Below are 17,453 nucleotides of genomic sequence, written 5' to 3'. Positions count from 1 at the left end.
TGGAGGCTGTCCAAATTAAAAATTAGGAGGGACGCTTTTTAGACGCAGGAAGAATCACCCCTTCCCCCCCCCCGACAATCAGAGATAAATGGCGGAAATAGTGTTTAAATGTTGAGAATTGTCGGAAAATTCCTAAAGGATTATCCATTATTTTGGCGAATGAATTAACTAATGGTAGGAAGCTAATGTTAGGAAGGGGGCTTTCTGATGCTGGCTAAAAAGGAGGAGTATGTACAGATTGAAGTGGGGGGCAAAAGATATTTATGCTCCGTGTGGTACAAAAGTAGAGATATACTTTGGTATGGAAAAGGGCTGGAGTCCGGTTTAACAAAACTCTGTTATGCAGTATCCAAAGAGGGTTTATTAAAAAAGATTAGCATGCAAATTGCCGCAGAAAGTAAGTGAGTTGCGATGACAATGCGGAAGTGGTATGATCTGAATATATTATAGGTTTATCCTTCAAAAAGAAAGTATCAAGGAAAAGCCTCCGGGCTTTTTCTTTAATTCACACGTAGGGAGGCAGGGCTTTTGGATTGTATTTGGGCGCCGTGGCGATCGGTTTATGTAGGAGGCAGCCACGGGGAGGGCTGTGTTTTTTGTCAAAAATTGCAGTCTGATGAGGATGAGGCAAATCTCGTATTGCTGCGGGGAGACAAAACAATTGTCTTAATGAACCTCTACCCTTACAACAACGGGCACCTTTTAATAATGCCCAAAAGGCATGTGGCGGACATCGAAGACCTGACCGGGGAAGAAGCGGCTGAGCTTGTTCTGATGACTCAAAAAATGGTCAAGGTCCTGCGGGTTTTTAATCCCGAAGGCTTTAATGTGGGCGCAAACATCGGCAAAGCTGCCGGCGCCGGGGTGCCCGGACATTTTCATATCCATGTTGTCCCCCGCTGGGGCGGTGATACCAATTTTATGCCGGTAATCGGAAATGTCAGGGTGATTTCTGAGTCCCTGGAGGTAACCTTTAAGAAGTTGAAGGAGTCGTTAAAAATCCTGCAGTAAATGAGCCCGTCTGTAGCTATCAATAGTTTGAATTGATAATATCCTTGAAAACAATTGTTGGAGAGGGTATTTTTTTGTCATATTTGGACTAATTCTTGTGTAATGGTTAAACAGGCAATAATTTTCAAATGCATTGCGCAGGGACCTGTTAAGGGCGGGACGAATTTTTTAAACAAGAGGAATCTGAATAATAAAGTAATAATGCCAAGTAAGCGTTTAATTGGCGGGAAAGGTAGTAAATATCTATGAAGTATTACAATAATTCCCGGTTCAAAATGGCAATTCTGTTATTTTTGGCGCAGTTGATGCTGATAACAACTATAACACCGATGTTTGGGGAAAAGCCTGATATTGTGCCTCATAATCCCGTTTCCGGTGAAGTTGCTTTGAGCCCTTATACCAATATTTTGGGCGGCGATCTGGACGCTGAAATTTTAACAGCCATGGAGCAAGACCAGATTGTGGGGCTATCCGCCGTCTTTGTCAAGGACGGCAAGGTCGTCTGGTCAAAAGGTTATGGCTTCTCCGATCTGGAAAGGGATAGGCCGGCGGGCGCCGATACCATTTACCGTATCGCCTCGCTATCCAAAACAGTGGTAGCCACTGCTCTGATGCAACTCTGGGAGCAGGGCAGGTTTGGACTGGACGACGAATCAGCGACTACCTTGGATTCACAGTTAGAAATCCCAACTATCCGGATGATAAAATCACTTTTCGCATGCTGCTCACTCATACTTCCAGCATTTTGGACAACGGCGGCAAGGGTGGTTATAATGTGGCGATAAATTCTGCCAATACACCCCTGCTTCAGGATATCCTGTTGCCTGGCGGAAGTTTTAACGATAGCGCAACTTGGGCTGCCTACAGACCCGGCGCTGGTTTTACTTATTCCAACTTCGGCTCCGGAATTATCGCCAGCCTGGTGGAAAAGATTTCAGGCGAAAGGTTCAATGACTACTGTAATGACCGCATCTTTCGGCCTTTGGGGATGGAGGCGAGTTATGATCTTGCCGGCATAGCCCAACTCGACAGGGTTGCCGTGCTCTATACACCGGACAGCGAGGGGGGATTCGTACCCGCGTGTGATTATATCGCTGTATTTTAAACCCGGACACCGTGGATTTAATGCAGCAGATGCAGTGGTTTGGCAGTGGGCTTGAGGGTTTTTACAAGCAAAAAGGTCTGAACTTCTATATTACTGATAGTTTGGCCGGCCGGAGGCTTACCGGTCATGCCGGGCAGAGTTACGGCCTTATCAGTGATATGTATTTTGACCGTGACGAGAATAGCGGTGTGATCCTTATCATCAACGGAGGACATTACAGGTATACAGAAAGCGGTTTTACAAGTATAGAAGAAACTATTATCAACAAACTGTATAACCAGCTGACTGGTCCCGCAAAAAACGGCGCCAGAAGAATATCAGTAAACATTGATTATTTGACAGTCAACGGAAGAAAGGTAGTTTACCCGGTTACCGCCGACATCAAAACAAGTGATACATTTAGCCATCTCACTTGCCGATGCGCTGGAAACAACAATAGAACAGGATCAAACAACCGGAGCTGTTACCCTGATGTAGGCAGGGAAAACTGTCCGGGTGAGCGCTGGAAAAGCGGAATTTTTAGTAAATGGTCAGACAGTTTACCAGGAAATTATACCTTACGATAAGGGCGGCTATTTAATGTTGCCGCTGGGCCGGATAGCGGAACTGCTCGGTGTTGAGATGGTTTATCAATAATATCTTGTTATTATTGCAAAATTATTACGAATAGGCATATAATTTAGGGCTGAATCATATATTAACATTAAAATCCGGGCAAACTAGATGGTGTAAGGCTCCTTCAATAGCCGGTTTTTATAATTATTGAAGGCAAAAATTGACACAAGCAAAACAATGATCTATAATACCTATTAGTTCTATATTACGTAATGGAGGGTAAATCATGGCATTTGAAGTATACAAACCGCGCGGCGAGAAAGTGGGAAAGGTGCCCCTGGTCTCACTTTCTAAAAATTCGATTGTGCTCAACAAGATTTCACGTGAAAAACTCAAAGCCGATAATGTTGAGTTGGCCTTTGATAATGACACCAACACGATCAGGATCAAGGCAGCAAGTGAAGGTCAGACTGTCAAGAAGACCAAAGTCTTTGCCAGGGGTTTCTTCAATCACTTTGGTATCAATAAGAAGGGCAGATACGAGGCAAGGTTTGAGGAAGAAGAGAGAGCCTTATACGTAAGCTTGACCTAAGGCCTAATAAAAAGCAACACCCCCATCAATCAACGGGGTGTTGCTTTTTATTTATACAAAGTATTTATCCAGGGTTAATCACATATGGCTTCTTGAGATGACTAAAAAAGCTGATGTCGGGGAGAATAAGACAATGATCAAGATATTATTTAGGGGAGGTGAATTTTATGGAAGCTGGTGTACGTAATAACATTAATGGTGAAATTGAGGATATAAAGACAGACAATGTTATGGCGCAGGTTAGCATGTGAGTAGGGGACTGAGGGGATAATAATATCCGACTCACGTCCGTGATGACGAGAGACAGTTTTGAAGAAGCCGGATTTAAAAAAGGTGACAAAGTAAATGCTTTAGTAAAGGCCATTAATGTGGTTTTTGTTAAGCAGCAGCATTAGATTGAAAGGGAAAAGAGCCTTGGGCTCTTTTCTTTGCAAACTCTAAAAACCTGCAAATCGTTTGCAGGGACTATGTGGATATAGTGATAAATTCTATTCAATCAGTAATAAACCATAATAATTACCATTACTTTTCCTGTCCTTCACAACCTCAATAGGAAAACCATTTGTTCTTACTGTTTCATACACATCAATACCACATGCTTCCATTGATGGTCTTGCATCTTTGGGATTGGCGCATTTCTCATCCTGACAGGTTTTACATAACATACAGGCTCCACACCCGTAGCCTATAACTTTATAAAACCCTTCTAAAAAAATTGCTCTTTCAAGTTTTAAAACGGTTTCTGAAGGGTCCTTATCCTTGCAATGTATAAGCAAAGCAGTCTTATAACAATCAATTATTTCTTGAGTTTCTTTAGGGGTGGGAGTATTTGGAGGACAACAGTGCACTTTTCTATGTTTACAACCGTACATACACTTCATTCTTACCCATGCTGCTGTTTTTATAGTACTTGGATCAATAATTTTTGCATCATAAGCACCAAGGTTTTTAGCTGTATCTATGAATCTCGATAAGCCGTTGTCCATCATATTCGCCCCCTGCCATTATCTTAAATGTATTTTATAATGTGTTGTACTATATGTAAATATCTTTACCAAACACTGGATGGAATTCCCGCGTTAGGAGGGAGACGTATATAACTAAATATCGTAATATTGTAATATTACGATTGACAAATATAGCGTTGTCGAGTATTATTTTTATGTACCCCATGAGGCGTCATAAAAATAATATTTTGATGAGGAGCTTGTCAGATGGTTGCGGTGAAAAAATTTATACACGATTGGTTTTGGATTGTACTAATAGCTTTTTGTAGCACAATTTGCCCGATGGGAACAATGTCATATTATGTTGCTAGTATTGAAGCATTGAAAACTAAAATCAATCACGTTACATTTAATGTTGACTCTTGTAAGGGATGTAATCTTTGTTCAAAGGACTGTCCGGTAGGGATTAACGTGTTAGACCATAAAGAGCAAGGACAGATCTTAGACGCTGACTGCTTAAAATGTAATGTGTGTGTTGAAAAGTGTCCCAAAAAATTATTATCAGCAGCCTAAATCCAATTTTTAAATATTACAGTTTTTAAGGTGTCCACCAAAACTTACTTTTAGTGAACACGAAAAAACAAAGTCACCCGGTAAGATCGTTATGCCGGGTGACTTATTTGTTGACTTTCAGGCAGATCGGACACCGGGCTATGCAATAACCAAAATTTGCAAGTTATCAACCGGGTTATCCACCGGTTGTCAATAAGTTCCTGATACTGGGAATCATCGTCAATGTATGCTGTCATCTTTTCACCAATCCCAGAGAGGAGCGTGACGGAAGTCCAATCTAGCGATGGCCATAAGGGTACACACAACCAGGGAAGGCCGGCCTCCGCAGCTGTCGAAGAACTCTCCTGGCTGTAAAAGCATCTGGAAAACAGACGCTACTTACAAAAAGATATTGGTTTACGTACATGCCATGGAATGTTCTGAATAAAAAAGGGAATACATAAAATATTGAGGGAGGGGGGATTCTACCGGAACTGCGGTAAAATGCGATCTGAATGTTTTGCCATGGCTGTAGACAAAATAAATTATTTTTTTCAGGAGGTATTTTCAGATGAAAAAAACATTTTGTATATTAGCTGTTATGTTTATGTTCTCTTTGTTTACTTACGGGTGTGGCAATGCGCCGGACATTACCGACGGCATTAAAAATGTTAATGACAGCATCCAGAACGTTAACAAAGCCGTTCAGGATGTCAATAAAAGCATACAGGATACAGGAAATCAAATATCACCTAATAAGGAAGATAACGGAGCAAAGGAGTCCGGAGCTAAAGATAATAAAGAAGATTCTGAGGAAGATAGCAAGGAAGATTAATTTATAGTAATACTGCATGACTGCCGGTTACTCTTATTACGATAAAGCCGGCGCTTTTGAGAGCTGATACAACCTTCTTACCGGTGGCCCTGGGCATCTTTGTCATGAAACACTTACCTGCACTTCGACAAACTCAACATCCCCTGCGGTACCGGCTGGCCGATTAAATGAAAATTGAGGCTAGTTGTAGGAAGGGATGTTTTTTCAATGCATGGGATACGTCATAAAATAAATAACCCCCTTCCGTTAGATTCACGAAGGGGATAAGTCCATTGTGTTTGACGGACGCTTTCCAGACACAATGGACTAGGTGAAAAATACAGAGCTTTTGCCACTGGTTGAAAGGCCCTCAAATTTGGTGCGGGCGAAAGGACTTGAACCTTCACGGGTTTAACCCCACTGGATCCTAAGTCCAGCGCGTCTGCCATTCCGCCACGCCCGCATGTAATTGTTCATTATCAAAGGATTGTATGATTTTTTAAACTTCTGAGTTGTTAATCTCATTAACGGGGTCTTATAATCCAGTTGATACGAAAGTTTACTTATATAATTTACTACACAGGACTATTACTGTCAAGGGATAACATTATATGCCATATAATTTATATGTTTAGGTAGTGAAAATTATTCCCTTAAAACAATAGCAAAACAATTAATTAACATGTAACATATTTTTAAGGATCTATGGATTAAGACAGAAATATACATCATTTTTAGGGTTTCAAAATCACTGTATGGATGACGGGTGATTAATAGCGATAAAAAGGGGAATAATTAGTAACTAGATTATATGAAAACTGGATGTTTACACATAGTATTGAATGTGTAAAATAATAATAACTCATAAAAAAACCTGCTTTTGCAGGTTATTTTAGTTCAACAAATAAAGCATTTTCTGTTTCATCATAGCTGGCAGGAAATTTACCCTTTTTATTTATACCAAAATGGTTGAAGAAACCCTTAGCAAAAACCTTTGTTTTCTTGAGTGTTTGCCCGTCAGCAGATTCTTTGATTCTAAGAGTGTTAGTGTCTTTGTCAAAAGCCAATTCAATACTTGTAGCGTTTAGTTTTTCCCTGGATGTTTTATTCAAAACTATTGAATTCTTTGACAGTGATACTAATGGGATTTTATTGACTTTTTCACCACGTGGTTTGTATACTTCAAATGCCATTAACTGTTACCGCCTTTTAACTTAATTTTTAATTATTTTGTGATTATAGTATATGTGATTCTGATTGTCAACTGCTTGGTGGATAAATTATGAACGGCTTCAGTTTTTTTTCTGCAATAAGTCTGGAGTATAAATCATGAGTATTTAAGCTGGTAAGTTCAGCAACTAAGGCCATGTTCAACTTTTCAAATTAACCAATTTAATAATGGAAAAACATAAAGATGCTAATGAGAATTGTACATTAGCATCGACTACTTACGACAAAATATATCAATTATTTATGATATAATTAATTTTATATTACTCAATTTCCGCACATAAAAATAGCCATGAAGCCTTGGTGAAACTGGCTTGAGTTGATGGACTTGAAAACAACAAAAGGCATCCTCATTGCGGCAAAGGTACAATTACCCCTAAAGAACCGTTCCAACAAGACGAAAGGATGTTTTTATGAAATGTATTTTACCAAACCAATTATGAAGTTAAAATTTAACCCTCGCGTGAATAATTTCGGAAGCATTTCAAATAATATCTGACAAATTTTAAAATAAACCTTGTGAAGCATCTTACAATATCGGATTGTGATTATAGGATTTAATCAACAGTTTGTCCCCTTGCTTGACTGCATTTTTAAAGGGCCGGCTTTAACTTTCGTGCTGCGAAAACTCTATAATTAGATGCTGTTCTATTGAATAGAACTTTAAACTTTATGTTGATACTCCCTTACCTGCAATTTTTGTGTAACGCTAGTGATTTATTGCACAAAGTTTTCACAAAAATACCTTACCTCCAAATTTTAATTAAGGCTGCAATATGAATCGAATTATATAATAAAATTCAAAAAATTATCGTTGATGGACGTTTTAGGGCTTGATTAAATTGGAATCCTGTGATATCTTTTTGCTGAAAAAGTTATTGACAGTATTAGCTGCTTGTATTGAATATGTGAGGAGTTTTCCATCGATGTTTCATAGTTTTCTGGCAATTGACTCATCTTTGGTGGATTTAAGCATTATGCATGGGGAGAAGTAATTAATTTTTTAGTAAACAAATTAAGGAGATGTCAAGTGTGAGTACAAAAAAGTATATTTATCCAGCTTCATTACTGTGCGATTTTTATAAGATTTCGCATAGGGAACAGTATCCAAAAGACACTGAAGTAGTATATTCAACCTGGACTCCGAGAGCGTCCAGGATTAATGGCGTTGATAAGGTTGTAGCATTTGGCTTCCAAGGATTTGTTAAAGAATTTCTTCTTGACTACTTTAATGAGTATTTCTTCTCCAGGCCCAAAAAAGAAGTGGTTGATGAATACAGGAGATTCATCAAATATACGCTTGGACGTGAAAACCCGGAAACGCAGCACATTGAAAAATTGCATGATCTGGGGTATGTTCCAGTATTAATCAAGGCTGTTAAAGAAGGAACTTTAGTGCCGATTAGGGTTCCTATGTTAACAATTGAAAATACTAAACCAGAATTTTTCTGGGTGACAAATTACCTTGAAACATTGTTGTCCTGCCAATTATGGATGCCATCAACGTCAGCGACTCTCGCTCTTGAATATCGGAAAATCATGGATTCCTTTTGTGACATGACCGGTGGCGCCAAGGAATTCGTGCAGTTCTGCGGGCATGACTTTTCAATGCGTGGTTTAGCTTCGCTGTCTGCGGCCCAGTTGAGCGGCGCCGGACACCTGCTGGCCTTTACCGGTACAGATACTCCTCCAGCAGTTTTGTATCTGGAAAAATATTATAACGCCGATATTGAAAAAGAACTTGTCGGAACTGCCATCCCCGCAACGGAACACAGTGTGATGGAGGTCTTCGGCAGGAATGAATACGAAAGCTATAAGTATTTAATGACCGAAGTCTACCCGACCGGATTCCTTTCCATTGTCTCTGATACCTGGGATCTGTGGAATGTTCTGGATAACGTTGTTAAGCCACTGAAAGACGTCATTATGGCCAGGGAGGGCCGGGTGGTTATCAGGCCTGATTCGGGTGATCCGGTTAAGATTATGTGTGGGGATCCCGATGGTGAGACCGAAAATGAACGCAAGGGTGTTGTAGAAATCCTCTGGGATATCTTTGGTGGTTCCACTACCGATAAGGGTTTCAAACACCTGGATACCCATATTGGCTGTATTTATGGAGAGGCTATCACTATTGATAGCTGCCGGGATATCTTGCAGCAATTAGCTGATAAAGGCTTTGCTTCTACGAACATGGTCTTCGGCATTGGTTCCTTCACCTATCAACGTAAGACAAGAGATGATTTTGGATTTTCACTGAAGTCGACGTATGCGGTGGTAGGCGGGGAGGAACGTAAAATTTACAAGGATCCGATCACAGATCCACAAAGATGGAAAAAATCTCAACTTGGATTGGTCGTTGTGACTAAGGACGATAATGGAAATATAAATTTCATTGATAATCTTAATAGAGAACAACAAAAAGAATATGAGTCCGTTGATCTATTGGAGCCTGTATTTAAGGACGGCCAGCTATTAAGAGAAGAAAGCTTGTCTGAAATCAGGGAGAGAGTATTTGCAAGCATTGGCTAAGTGCCATTAACTAACTTTGCATAAAAATGTGGACGCAGAAAGTTAGGCCCGTTGACAAAACCTCCGGTAGATAGGATAATTGCATGCGAAGGGCTTCTAGTAATCCCCAAAAAATAGGGCTTCTAGAGGCCCTTCTTCGGTGATCCTATTGTCTGAATTCATATGTTCTCAAAAGCATCAAAGTATCCTGGCAGGACCTGTTCTGGGACCTAAGTTTCATGCTATTAGTATAAAAAGGAGGAATAGGGAGTGACTAAGAAAAGAAATGATTATGATTACTATGTAACGCCCGAATGGGTGGTAAGAAAACTACTGGAACATAGAAGACTTTACGGTCATATCTTAGACCCCACCGCCGGAGACGGAGCGGTATTGAAAGCTATCAGGAATTTTGGATATAAAAATTCCATAACCTCTGTTGAAATTCGCAAAGCAGAAGAGAAGAAACTGCAGGAATTCGGCAACGTATTTATCGCTGATTTTTTAACCTGGCAACCTGATCAGAAGTATGACACTATTATCACCAACCCGCCTTATAATATTGCAAAAGAGATAATCATGAAATGTTTTGAGGTGGTCTCAGAAAAAGGTCAAATAATTATGCTCATGAAAACAGCATATTTGGAGTCTGGGGATAGGTACGATTTTTGGCAGAATTATCCCGTTTCCTTCCTATATGCTTTGTCGGACAGGCCTTATTTTGATGATGATTACCAGACAGATCAAGCTGCCTATGCTTGGTTCATATGGGATGGGAGTGAAGGGACAATAAAAGTAATATAAAGTACATAGTGTATAATGCCGCCAGTATAAGTATATAAATTATATCTGGTAATATATGGCATGCCAAAAATTATTGAATCTACAACAAAACTATAAATCTGTATATTTCTTGTTAGATCCAAATGATTTGCTTTCAGGATATTTTGTAGCGTTTTTTGCTATTTTATCTATTACGGCCTTCTCTAAATCTATGCCCATCTCGTTAGATAAAAGAAGTAAATAGGTAAAAACATCAGCCATTTCTTCTTCGATGCTCTTACTTTTCTCTCGAACGGCTTGTTCACTGCTTTTCCATTGGAAATTTTCTAGAAGTTCACTAGCTTCCAGTACAAGTGATATGGCCAAATCTTTGGGGTTATGGAATTGTTTCCAGTTTCGTTGGTCTCTAAATTCAATTAACTTTTGAATAAGGTGATTCATATTATATACCTCCGAAATGCAAAAGTATTCCTAAAAATATTATCATCATTTGAACAATTTAAACAAGTTCCATGGTTATTGAAAAAAAGTTTTTAGTATATTAAAAATGACAGAAAGATTAACAGAAAAATGTGATGCATGGTCAGTCAACCAACCATAAAAAATAAAAAGGCTTCCGTTTTTACGGAAGTCTTTTCTTGGTGAGCCATCCGCGACTCGAACGCGGGACACCCTGATTAAAAGTCAGGTGCTCTACCGACTGAGCTAATGGCCCATAAAATTAAATGGCTGGGGCGGCTGGATTCGAACCAACGAATGCCGATTCCAAAGACCGGTGCCTTACCGCTTGGCGACGCCCCAATTTTATAATGGGGTGGATGATGGGACTCGAACCCACGACCCCCAGAGCCACAATCTGGTGCTCTAACCAGCTGAGCTACACCCACCATGTTTTCTTGGCTGCAGACTTGGGTTACCCCACTGTCCGCACATGATATGTTAACAAATAATCAAAGTGTTGTCAAGGATTAAGGGGCATCATGTTATAGCTCTGTAATAATGTCGCGCGCTGTTATTTTTTTGCCCTTAAAGCTTGGGTTTATATTGATAATTAATTCTGGGGCAGTTATAATAAATGATAACATATCAGGTATGCCGCTGCAACACTTGCTCGGGTTGCAGTTGGGAAGCCCAACCTTATATGGCAATTTTGGTAGCCAGGGCTATAGGCCTTGGTATTTTTAGTTTGAATGGGAGGAAAACAGCCTTTAGCCGGAGAATAAATGATTAAAATTGGTTACAATATAATAATTGCAATTAATGGTACATACTGCTAGGCAAAGTATTCTTTTATTCTTATTGTATACACGGTTTATAATTCCACAATTTAAGGGGGAGCATATATGAAGGCTAACGCGGAAAGGATCGAAAAAAATACTGTAGAAATGGAAATAGAGGTAGACGTTGAAGAAGTCTCCCAGGCTCTGGATAAAGCTTACCGCAAGATGGTGAAAAAAGTAAATATCCCGGGCTTCCGGAAAGGCAAAACACCACGACCCATCTTTGAGCGTTTTGTAGGTAAAGAAGCCCTTTACGAGGAGGCTATGGAGTCACTGGTTCCGGAGGTTTACTTTAAAGCGGTTGAAGATACCGGGATTGAGCCGATCGACCAGCCCAAGATGGAAATCGTTCAGGCTGAAGATGGAAAACCAGTGCTGTTAAAAGCTACGGTTGAGGTGAAGCCGGAAGTTATACTGGGACAGTACAAAGGCATTGAGCTATCCAAATCTGTAACTGAGATCCAGGAAAGAGATGTAGAGGCTGAGCTGGAGCGCCTTCGCAATAGACATGCCAAGTTGCTGACTATAGAAGAAGGTACTGTTGAAGACGGTGACCAGGTTGAATTAGATTTTCTGGGTAAAGTTGACGGGGAACCTTTTCAAGGAGGGGAAGGCAAAAACTATCCCTTGACCATCGGGTCAGGTTCTTTCATTCCAGGGTTTGAGGACCAGATGATCGGTATGTCCATTGGTGAAAACAAGGTAATCAATGTAACCTTCCCGGAAAACTACCAGTCCGAGGAATTAGCGGGCAAAGAGGCTACTTTTGAGGTCACCGTTAATCGCATCAAGCGTAAAGAACTATTGGATATGGATGATGAGTTCGCCAAGGATGTCAGTGAGTTTGACACCCTGGAGGAATTAAGGGCTGACACCAGGAATAAATTAAAACAGACTGCCGAGAGCAGGGCTGAATACCAGTTCAGGCAGGACCTGATTGACCTGGCGGTCGGCAACGCTGAAGTGGAAGTCCCCGAGAGCATGATTAATAGCCAACTTGAAGAAACGATTCGCGGCATGAACAATCGCCTTTCCGGTCAAGGTATTAATCTCGAAACCTACCTTGAGTATACCAACAGTTCCATGCCGGAACTGCGTGAGCAGCTGCGGCCCGAAGCTGAGAGGAGAGTAAGGACCAATCTGGTTTTGGAGGCGATCGCCAAAAACGAGGGGATTGTTGCCAGTGAAGAAGAAATAAAAGCGGAAAGCGCCAAGGTGGCTGCCCATTACCAGCAGGACCCGGAAGAATTCTACAATACGTTGAAAAAAGAAAGGCAATTAGGATTTATAACTGAAAGCTTGGTCATGGAAAAGACTGTGCAGTTACTGGTGGACAATGCTCAAATTGTAGACGTCTCCACTTTCATGGTCGAGGACACTAAAGAACAGACTACAGAAGAGGACACCAAAGAACAGACTGAGGAATAGTAATATTAATAATCTAGAAGCGACTTTAATTCGTGCTAGGAGGCTTGAATAAATTGAACCTTGTTCCTATAGTTGTAGAGCAGACCAATCGCGGTGAACGGTCTTATGATATTTTCTCCAGGCTTTTAAAAGACCGTATCGTATTCCTTGGCGGGCCCGTTGATGACAATGTCGCCAACCTGATTATCGCCCAACTGCTTTTCCTGGAAGCAGAGGACCCGGAAAAGGACATCCATTTTTATATTAACTCTCCCGGTGGTGTTGTCACCGCGGGGATGGCAATTTACGACACCATGCAGTACGTGCGGCCTGATGTGTCCACTATCTGCCTCGGCCAGGCGGCCAGCATGGGTTCGCTGCTCCTTGCTGCAGGGGCGAAAGGGAAAAGATACGCCCTCCCTTACGCCAGGATTTTGATTCACCAACCGGCTGGCGGGGTCCAGGGCCAGGCAACGGATATTGATATCCACGCCAGGGAAATCCTGCGGATGAGGGAGTTCCTGAACGGAATCCTTGCCAATCATACGGGTCAACCCATTGAAAAGATATCACATGATACCGAGCGGGACTTCTTTATGTCCGCTCAGGAGGCCAAAGAATACGGTTTAATTGACGAGGTGTTTGATGGCAGGAAGCAAAGGTAAAAGAGGTGGTAATATGTTCGGTGACAAAGGACAATTGAAATGCTCCTTTTGCGGTAAGCTGCAGGATCAGGTCAAGAAGCTGGTTGCCGGTCCCGGCGTTTACATCTGTGATGAGTGCATCGAACTATGCAATGAGATTATTGAAGAAGAACTCAGTGAGGACATGGGCCTGGAACTGGGTGACATACCAAAGCCAAAAGAGATCAAAGAAATACTCGACCAGTATGTCATCGGCCAGGAAAGCGCCAAGAAATCTCTGGCGGTTGCTGTTTACAACCACTATAAGAGAATCAACCTGGGCGGCAAAATCGATGATGTTGAGCTTCAGAAGAGCAATATTGTGATGCTTGGGCCTACCGGCAGCGGTAAAACCCTGCTGGCCCAAACTTTGGCTCGCCTTTTGAACGTTCCCTTTGCGATTGCCGACGCCACATCTCTGACTGAGGCCGGCTATGTCGGTGAGGATGTTGAAAACATCCTGCTCAAACTGATCCAGGCAGCGGATTATGACGTGGAGAAGGCGGAAAAGGGCATTGTTTACATCGATGAAATAGATAAAATAGCCCGCAAGTCGGAAAATCCTTCCATTACCAGGGACGTTTCCGGTGAAGGTGTACAGCAGGCGCTGTTGAAAATACTTGAGGGTACTGTTGCCAGTGTACCGCCCCAGGGTGGTCGCAAGCACCCTCACCAGGAGTTCATCCAGCTGGATACGACCAACATCCTGTTCATCTGTGGCGGCGCTTTTGACGGGGTCGATAAGATTATTCAGAACCGCACAGGTAAAAAATCGATGGGGTTTGGGGCTGATATCAAGCCCAGGAAAGAGCAGAAGATCGGGGAAATATTAAGCAAAATTCTGCCCGAGGACCTCTTGAAATACGGACTGATTCCTGAGTTTGTCGGCCGTTTGCCTATTATCGTAACCCTCGACGCACTGGACGAGGACGCGTTAATCCGCATTCTCACCGAGCCGCGCAACGCGCTCGTGAAACAGTATGAGAAGTTGTTTGATCTCGACGGGGTTGCCCTGGAATTTGCCCGGGATGCGCTAACGGCGGTGGCCGAGGAGGCGCTCAAGCGCAATACCGGAGCGCGCGGCCTGCGCTCAATTCTTGAAGAGGTTATGCTGGATGTGATGTATGATATACCTTCCCGCACTGATATTGCCAAATGTATCGTGACGAGGGAGACCATTCAAAAGAAGGAGCCTCCCCGCATTATCGCCATTGACCGCAAGAAAAAGAAGGAAGAAACAGCATAGCCATAAGAAAGCCGGGCTGAATGAAAAGCTAAACCAGTAAAAAAATCCTGACTGTTTAAAACAGCCAGGATTTTTTAATCTCCAGGGGAGCTACTTCTTGCAGGGGCCTACCGGAAGCACGACTCGCCCGAAAGTATTGTTTAATACTCCGGCAAACGAGGTATACCAGGCGACAATGGCGGTAAGAATACCCGCATAACCGCCCATGGTATGAGCTGATGCGTTCCCAGCCGCGCCGATAGTAAGTAATATGAAGGCCAGTAGTAATAGGGTAAAAGTGGCCACGAGAGCTTTATTGGTACCAAAACTGCCGATCCACATATAAAAGGTGAAGATGGTCCAGGCCAGCAGGAACAGCCAGACACCCTGTGGCGGGATAACTAAGATCTTTTGTGCTCCAAACAGTTCAAATACGCCTAAGGAAATCCAAAAAGCGCCGTAAGAGGAAAAAGCGGTCGCGCCGAAAGTGTTGTTTTTCTTGAACTCCCACATACCAGCCAGTATTTGAGTTGCCCCACCGTAAACCAGGGCTAAGGCGATGACCACGGCTACAGACTCTTTGACAACCAGGCCGGCGTTTACCATACTAAGGCAAAAAGTGGTTAGAGCAAAACAGGCCAGGCCTAACGGCCCGGGGTCGGCTATGGCGGATTCTTTGATTTCGTAGACTTTGTTATCAGCCATGATTGCACCTCCAAAAAATTTTAATTGCTGGTTGGTTGACCGGATGCTCCTTTGATAATCACTCCCTTTACCTTAAAAATATTCATACTATTTGCATTATATACTAAAATTTACTAAAAAAATAGCCGTTATTTTCCTTTAAAGGAATTAATGTCTGTTTTTTTTTATTACTGGACAGATTAAATTTTGCAAAACTTAGCAATACTAAGGGTTAGAAGCCCTTTTTTGATGAGGTGATATAAATGGGAGAAAATTCCTATGGTTTTGGGAGTATTTTGACATTTGTCCAGGTTTTCTTTGCAGTCATCATCGGACTTTATTTCTGGAACCTGCTTAAAGCTCAGCAAGGCAGCAAGACCGTAGTGGAAAAAGAATCACGCAAAGAGATGGAGAAACTGCAGAAAATGCGTTCGATCTCTTTGAATGAACCGCTTGCCGAAAAAACTCGCCCTACTTCTTTTAGTGAAATTATTGGGCAAGCGGAAGGGATAAAATCCTTGAAAGCGGCTCTCTGCGGGCCCAACCCTCAACACGTTATCATTTACGGCCCGCCGGGTGTAGGCAAGACCGCTGCGGCCAGGTTGGTACTGGAAGAGGCCAAAAAGAACCCGCTCTCGCCGTTTAAAGAAGACGCCAAGTTTATTGAACTGGATGCGACTACCGCGCGCTTTGATGAGCGTGGTATAGCGGACCCGCTGATTGGATCGGTGCATGATCCGATCTACCAGGGGGCGGGACCCATGGGCGTAGCGGGGATCCCACAGCCGAAGCCCGGTGCTGTTACCAAGGCGCACGGGGGGATGTTGTTTATTGATGAAATCGGTGAGCTTCATCCAATTCAGCTCAATAAGCTGTTAAAAGTTTTAGAGGACCGCAAGGTGTTTATGGAAAGCGCCTATTATAATTCGGAAGATACCAATATCCCCACTCATATACACGATATCTTCCAAAACGGGCTGCCGGCTGATTTTCGCATGGTGGGAGCCACCACCAGAGGGGCTGAGCACATCGCCCCTGCCATCCGCTCACGCTGCCTGGAAATATTTTTTCGCCAGCTCCTGCCCGACGAAATCGAGCAGATAGCCTCCAACGCGGCCCAAAAAATACAACTGCCGCTGCAGGACGGGTCCCTGGAGGTCATTAAAAAATACGCCAGGAATGGCCGCGAAGCTGTTAATATAGTCCAAATTGCGGGCGGTATCGTGATCACCGAGGGCCGCGAAGAAATCCGTACTGCGGATATCGAGTGGGTCATCAACAGCGGGCAGTACTCACCGAGACCTGAGAAAAAGATACCGCCGCAGCCCCAAGTGGGCCTGGTCAATGGTCTGGCCGTTTACGGGCCCAATATGGGGACTTTGCTGGAAGTAGAGTGCAACGCCTTGCCGGTTGGCAAGGGTCAGGGTAAACTAACTGTTACCGGTATGGTGGAGGAGGAAGAAATAGGGGACAGCGGCAGGACGATACGGCGCAAGAGTATGGCCAGGAGTTCGGTTGAAAACGTGCTTACAGTGCTTCGCCGCACTATGGAAGTCGATCACCGCGACTATGATATCCATGTCAATTTTCCTGGCGGCGCCCCAACCGACGGACCTTCCGCGGGTGTGACCATTGCCACGGCTGTCTATTCCGCCCTCCTGGGGTTAAAGGTAGACAACAAGGTGGCCATGACGGGCGAGCTTTCCATTCGCGGCTTTGTTAAACCGGTAGGCGGGGTGATGGCCAAGGTTGAGGCAGCGCGTCAGGCGGGGGCTGACAAGATCCTCATCCCTGCTGAAAATTATCAGGAGATATTCAGGGAATATACGGATGTGCAGGTTATACCGGTTGAGCGTCTTGAGGAGGTAATCAAGGTAGCGCTGACCGACCCGCTGCCGGTGGAGAAAAAGCTGGAGCTGGCAGCTCCAATTCCGCTGGATGTCCCCTTAAGCGCCTCAATCTTTGGCGCCGGGCAGCCACTGACAAAGTAAAACCGCATATCAATGATATGTTTTCCACGAATACCAGTATCCTGGCAAACCCGGCAAGAGGCCGGGTTTCATGTGTACCTATGTAA

General features: G+C 43.0%; 16 protein-coding genes, 4 tRNA genes and 1 pseudogene. 13 read left to right on the top strand and 8 right to left on the bottom strand.

The window, feature by feature from the left end:
* Window positions 1-207 precede the first annotated feature (207 nt).
* From Psch_RS04475 to Psch_RS04450, 5 genes and pseudogenes are all read left to right on the top strand, one after another.
* Window positions 208-405, top strand: coding sequence for a hypothetical protein (locus Psch_RS04475; RefSeq protein ID WP_134217751.1), 198 nt, complete (start codon window positions 208-210; stop codon window positions 403-405).
* Between the two features lie 123 nt (window positions 406-528).
* The gene (locus Psch_RS04470) at window positions 529-1,011 is read left to right on the top strand and encodes an HIT family protein (protein ID WP_190239273.1); all 483 of its coding nucleotides are present in this window, start codon (window positions 529-531) and stop codon (window positions 1,009-1,011) included.
* Window positions 1,012-1,256: 245 nt separating this feature from the next.
* Window positions 1,257-2,116: pseudogene (locus tag Psch_RS21595) on the top strand (serine hydrolase domain-containing protein).
* Between the two features lie 495 nt (window positions 2,117-2,611).
* Window positions 2,612-2,752 (top strand): stalk domain-containing protein, encoded by a 141-nt coding sequence (locus tag Psch_RS21590; protein WP_427910071.1) that lies wholly within the window; start codon window positions 2,612-2,614, stop codon window positions 2,750-2,752.
* 205 nt (window positions 2,753-2,957) lie between these two features.
* The gene (locus Psch_RS04450) at window positions 2,958-3,263 is read left to right on the top strand and encodes a hypothetical protein (RefSeq protein ID WP_134217748.1); all 306 of its coding nucleotides are present in this window, start codon (window positions 2,958-2,960) and stop codon (window positions 3,261-3,263) included.
* A 488-nt stretch (window positions 3,264-3,751) separates the two neighbouring features.
* Here the strand turns inward: Psch_RS04450 and Psch_RS04445 are convergent, their stop codons facing one another.
* Complete coding sequence (locus Psch_RS04445; protein ID WP_190239269.1) at window positions 3,752-4,252, bottom strand: DUF2284 domain-containing protein; 501 nt, start codon at window positions 4,250-4,252, stop codon at window positions 3,752-3,754.
* 225 nt (window positions 4,253-4,477) lie between these two features.
* Here Psch_RS04445 and Psch_RS04440 point away from each other — a divergent pair, with 225 nt between their 5' ends.
* Window positions 4,478-4,783, top strand: a complete 306-nt coding sequence (locus tag Psch_RS04440) for a 4Fe-4S dicluster domain-containing protein (RefSeq protein WP_190239268.1) — start codon at window positions 4,478-4,480, stop codon at window positions 4,781-4,783.
* A gap of 550 nt (window positions 4,784-5,333) precedes the next feature.
* Entirely contained in the window at window positions 5,334-5,597 is a 264-nt protein-coding gene (locus Psch_RS04435; RefSeq protein ID WP_190239267.1) for a hypothetical protein, read from the top strand.
* Window positions 5,598-5,953: 356 nt separating this feature from the next.
* On the opposite strand, the gene Psch_RS04430 is transcribed toward Psch_RS04435, so the two are convergent.
* Window positions 5,954-6,039 (bottom strand) — tRNA-Leu (locus Psch_RS04430).
* Window positions 6,040-6,463: 424 nt separating this feature from the next.
* The gene (locus tag Psch_RS04425; protein WP_190239266.1) at window positions 6,464-6,769 is read right to left on the bottom strand and encodes a hypothetical protein; all 306 of its coding nucleotides are present in this window, start codon (window positions 6,767-6,769) and stop codon (window positions 6,464-6,466) included.
* 1,069 nt (window positions 6,770-7,838) lie between these two features.
* On the opposite strand from Psch_RS04425, the gene Psch_RS04420 reads away from it, so the two are divergent.
* A complete protein-coding gene (locus Psch_RS04420) occupies window positions 7,839-9,335 on the top strand; it encodes a nicotinate phosphoribosyltransferase (RefSeq protein ID WP_206663720.1) in 1,497 nt (498 codons plus the stop codon).
* Between the two features lie 249 nt (window positions 9,336-9,584).
* Window positions 9,585-10,118, top strand: a complete 534-nt coding sequence (locus tag Psch_RS04415; protein WP_190239264.1) for a methyltransferase — start codon at window positions 9,585-9,587, stop codon at window positions 10,116-10,118.
* Window positions 10,119-10,208: 90 nt separating this feature from the next.
* Here the strand turns inward: Psch_RS04415 and Psch_RS04410 are convergent, their stop codons facing one another.
* From Psch_RS04410 to Psch_RS04395, 4 genes are all read right to left on the bottom strand, one after another.
* Complete coding sequence (locus Psch_RS04410) at window positions 10,209-10,538, bottom strand: nucleotide pyrophosphohydrolase (RefSeq protein WP_134217737.1); 330 nt, start codon at window positions 10,536-10,538, stop codon at window positions 10,209-10,211.
* Between the two features lie 198 nt (window positions 10,539-10,736).
* Window positions 10,737-10,812, bottom strand: a tRNA-Lys gene (locus Psch_RS04405).
* 11 nt (window positions 10,813-10,823) lie between these two features.
* Window positions 10,824-10,898, bottom strand: a tRNA-Gln gene (locus Psch_RS04400).
* A 9-nt stretch (window positions 10,899-10,907) separates the two neighbouring features.
* Window positions 10,908-10,984: transfer RNA gene (locus Psch_RS04395), tRNA-His, on the bottom strand.
* A 456-nt stretch (window positions 10,985-11,440) separates the two neighbouring features.
* Between Psch_RS04395 and tig the strand changes: the two genes are divergently transcribed.
* Genes tig through clpX form a run of 3 tightly spaced genes read left to right on the top strand, consistent with a single transcriptional unit; the run spans window position 11,441 to window position 14,713 of the window.
* The gene (gene tig, locus Psch_RS04390; protein ID WP_190239263.1) at window positions 11,441-12,805 is read left to right on the top strand and encodes a trigger factor; all 1,365 of its coding nucleotides are present in this window, start codon (window positions 11,441-11,443) and stop codon (window positions 12,803-12,805) included.
* Window positions 12,806-12,858: 53 nt separating this feature from the next.
* Window positions 12,859-13,449 carry an ATP-dependent Clp endopeptidase proteolytic subunit ClpP gene (clpP, locus tag Psch_RS04385; protein WP_134217735.1) on the top strand — a complete coding sequence of 197 codons (591 nt, stop codon included), beginning with the start codon at window positions 12,859-12,861 and terminating at the stop codon, window positions 13,447-13,449.
* Window positions 13,450-13,462: 13 nt separating this feature from the next.
* On the top strand, window positions 13,463-14,713 hold the full coding sequence (gene clpX, locus Psch_RS04380; protein WP_190239262.1) for an ATP-dependent Clp protease ATP-binding subunit ClpX: 1,251 nt from the start codon (window positions 13,463-13,465) through the stop codon (window positions 14,711-14,713).
* Between the two features lie 90 nt (window positions 14,714-14,803).
* On the opposite strand, the gene Psch_RS04375 is transcribed toward clpX, so the two are convergent.
* Complete coding sequence (locus Psch_RS04375; RefSeq protein WP_190239261.1) at window positions 14,804-15,397, bottom strand: acetate uptake transporter; 594 nt, start codon at window positions 15,395-15,397, stop codon at window positions 14,804-14,806.
* A 242-nt stretch (window positions 15,398-15,639) separates the two neighbouring features.
* Between Psch_RS04375 and lonB the strand changes: the two genes are divergently transcribed.
* On the top strand, window positions 15,640-17,367 hold the full coding sequence (gene lonB / locus Psch_RS04370; protein WP_190239260.1) for an ATP-dependent protease LonB: 1,728 nt from the start codon (window positions 15,640-15,642) through the stop codon (window positions 17,365-17,367).
* The last annotated feature ends 86 nt before the right edge of the window (window positions 17,368-17,453 follow it).

The organism is Pelotomaculum schinkii, assembly GCF_004369205.1.
Lineage (GTDB): Bacteria > Bacillota > Desulfotomaculia > Desulfotomaculales > Pelotomaculaceae > Pelotomaculum_C > Pelotomaculum_C schinkii.
The sequence above is the reverse complement of the archived record's forward strand: the minus strand, read 5'-3'. Positions and strand labels throughout refer to the sequence as shown.

What these genes read in the sequence shown, in the direction of transcription:
- Psch_RS04475 (WP_134217751.1), top strand. Translation starts at nt 208, where the DNA reads ATGCTGGCTAAAAAGGAGGAGTATGTACAGATTGAAGTGGGGGGCAAA.
- Psch_RS04450 (WP_134217748.1), top strand. Translation starts at nt 2,958, where the DNA reads ATGGCATTTGAAGTATACAAACCGCGCGGCGAGAAAGTGGGAAAGGTG.
- Psch_RS04445 (WP_190239269.1), bottom strand. Translation starts at nt 4,252, where the DNA reads ATGATGGACAACGGCTTATCGAGATTCATAGATACAGCTAAAAACCTT.
- Psch_RS04440 (WP_190239268.1), top strand. Translation starts at nt 4,478, where the DNA reads ATGGTTGCGGTGAAAAAATTTATACACGATTGGTTTTGGATTGTACTA.
- Psch_RS04435 (WP_190239267.1), top strand. Translation starts at nt 5,334, where the DNA reads ATGAAAAAAACATTTTGTATATTAGCTGTTATGTTTATGTTCTCTTTG.
- Psch_RS04425 (WP_190239266.1), bottom strand. Translation starts at nt 6,769, where the DNA reads ATGGCATTTGAAGTATACAAACCACGTGGTGAAAAAGTCAATAAAATC.
- Psch_RS04410 (WP_134217737.1), bottom strand. Translation starts at nt 10,538, where the DNA reads ATGAATCACCTTATTCAAAAGTTAATTGAATTTAGAGACCAACGAAAC.
- tig (WP_190239263.1), top strand. Translation starts at nt 11,441, where the DNA reads ATGAAGGCTAACGCGGAAAGGATCGAAAAAAATACTGTAGAAATGGAA.
- clpX (WP_190239262.1), top strand. Translation starts at nt 13,463, where the DNA reads ATGTTCGGTGACAAAGGACAATTGAAATGCTCCTTTTGCGGTAAGCTG.
- Psch_RS04375 (WP_190239261.1), bottom strand. Translation starts at nt 15,397, where the DNA reads ATGGCTGATAACAAAGTCTACGAAATCAAAGAATCCGCCATAGCCGAC.
- lonB (WP_190239260.1), top strand. Translation starts at nt 15,640, where the DNA reads ATGGGAGAAAATTCCTATGGTTTTGGGAGTATTTTGACATTTGTCCAG.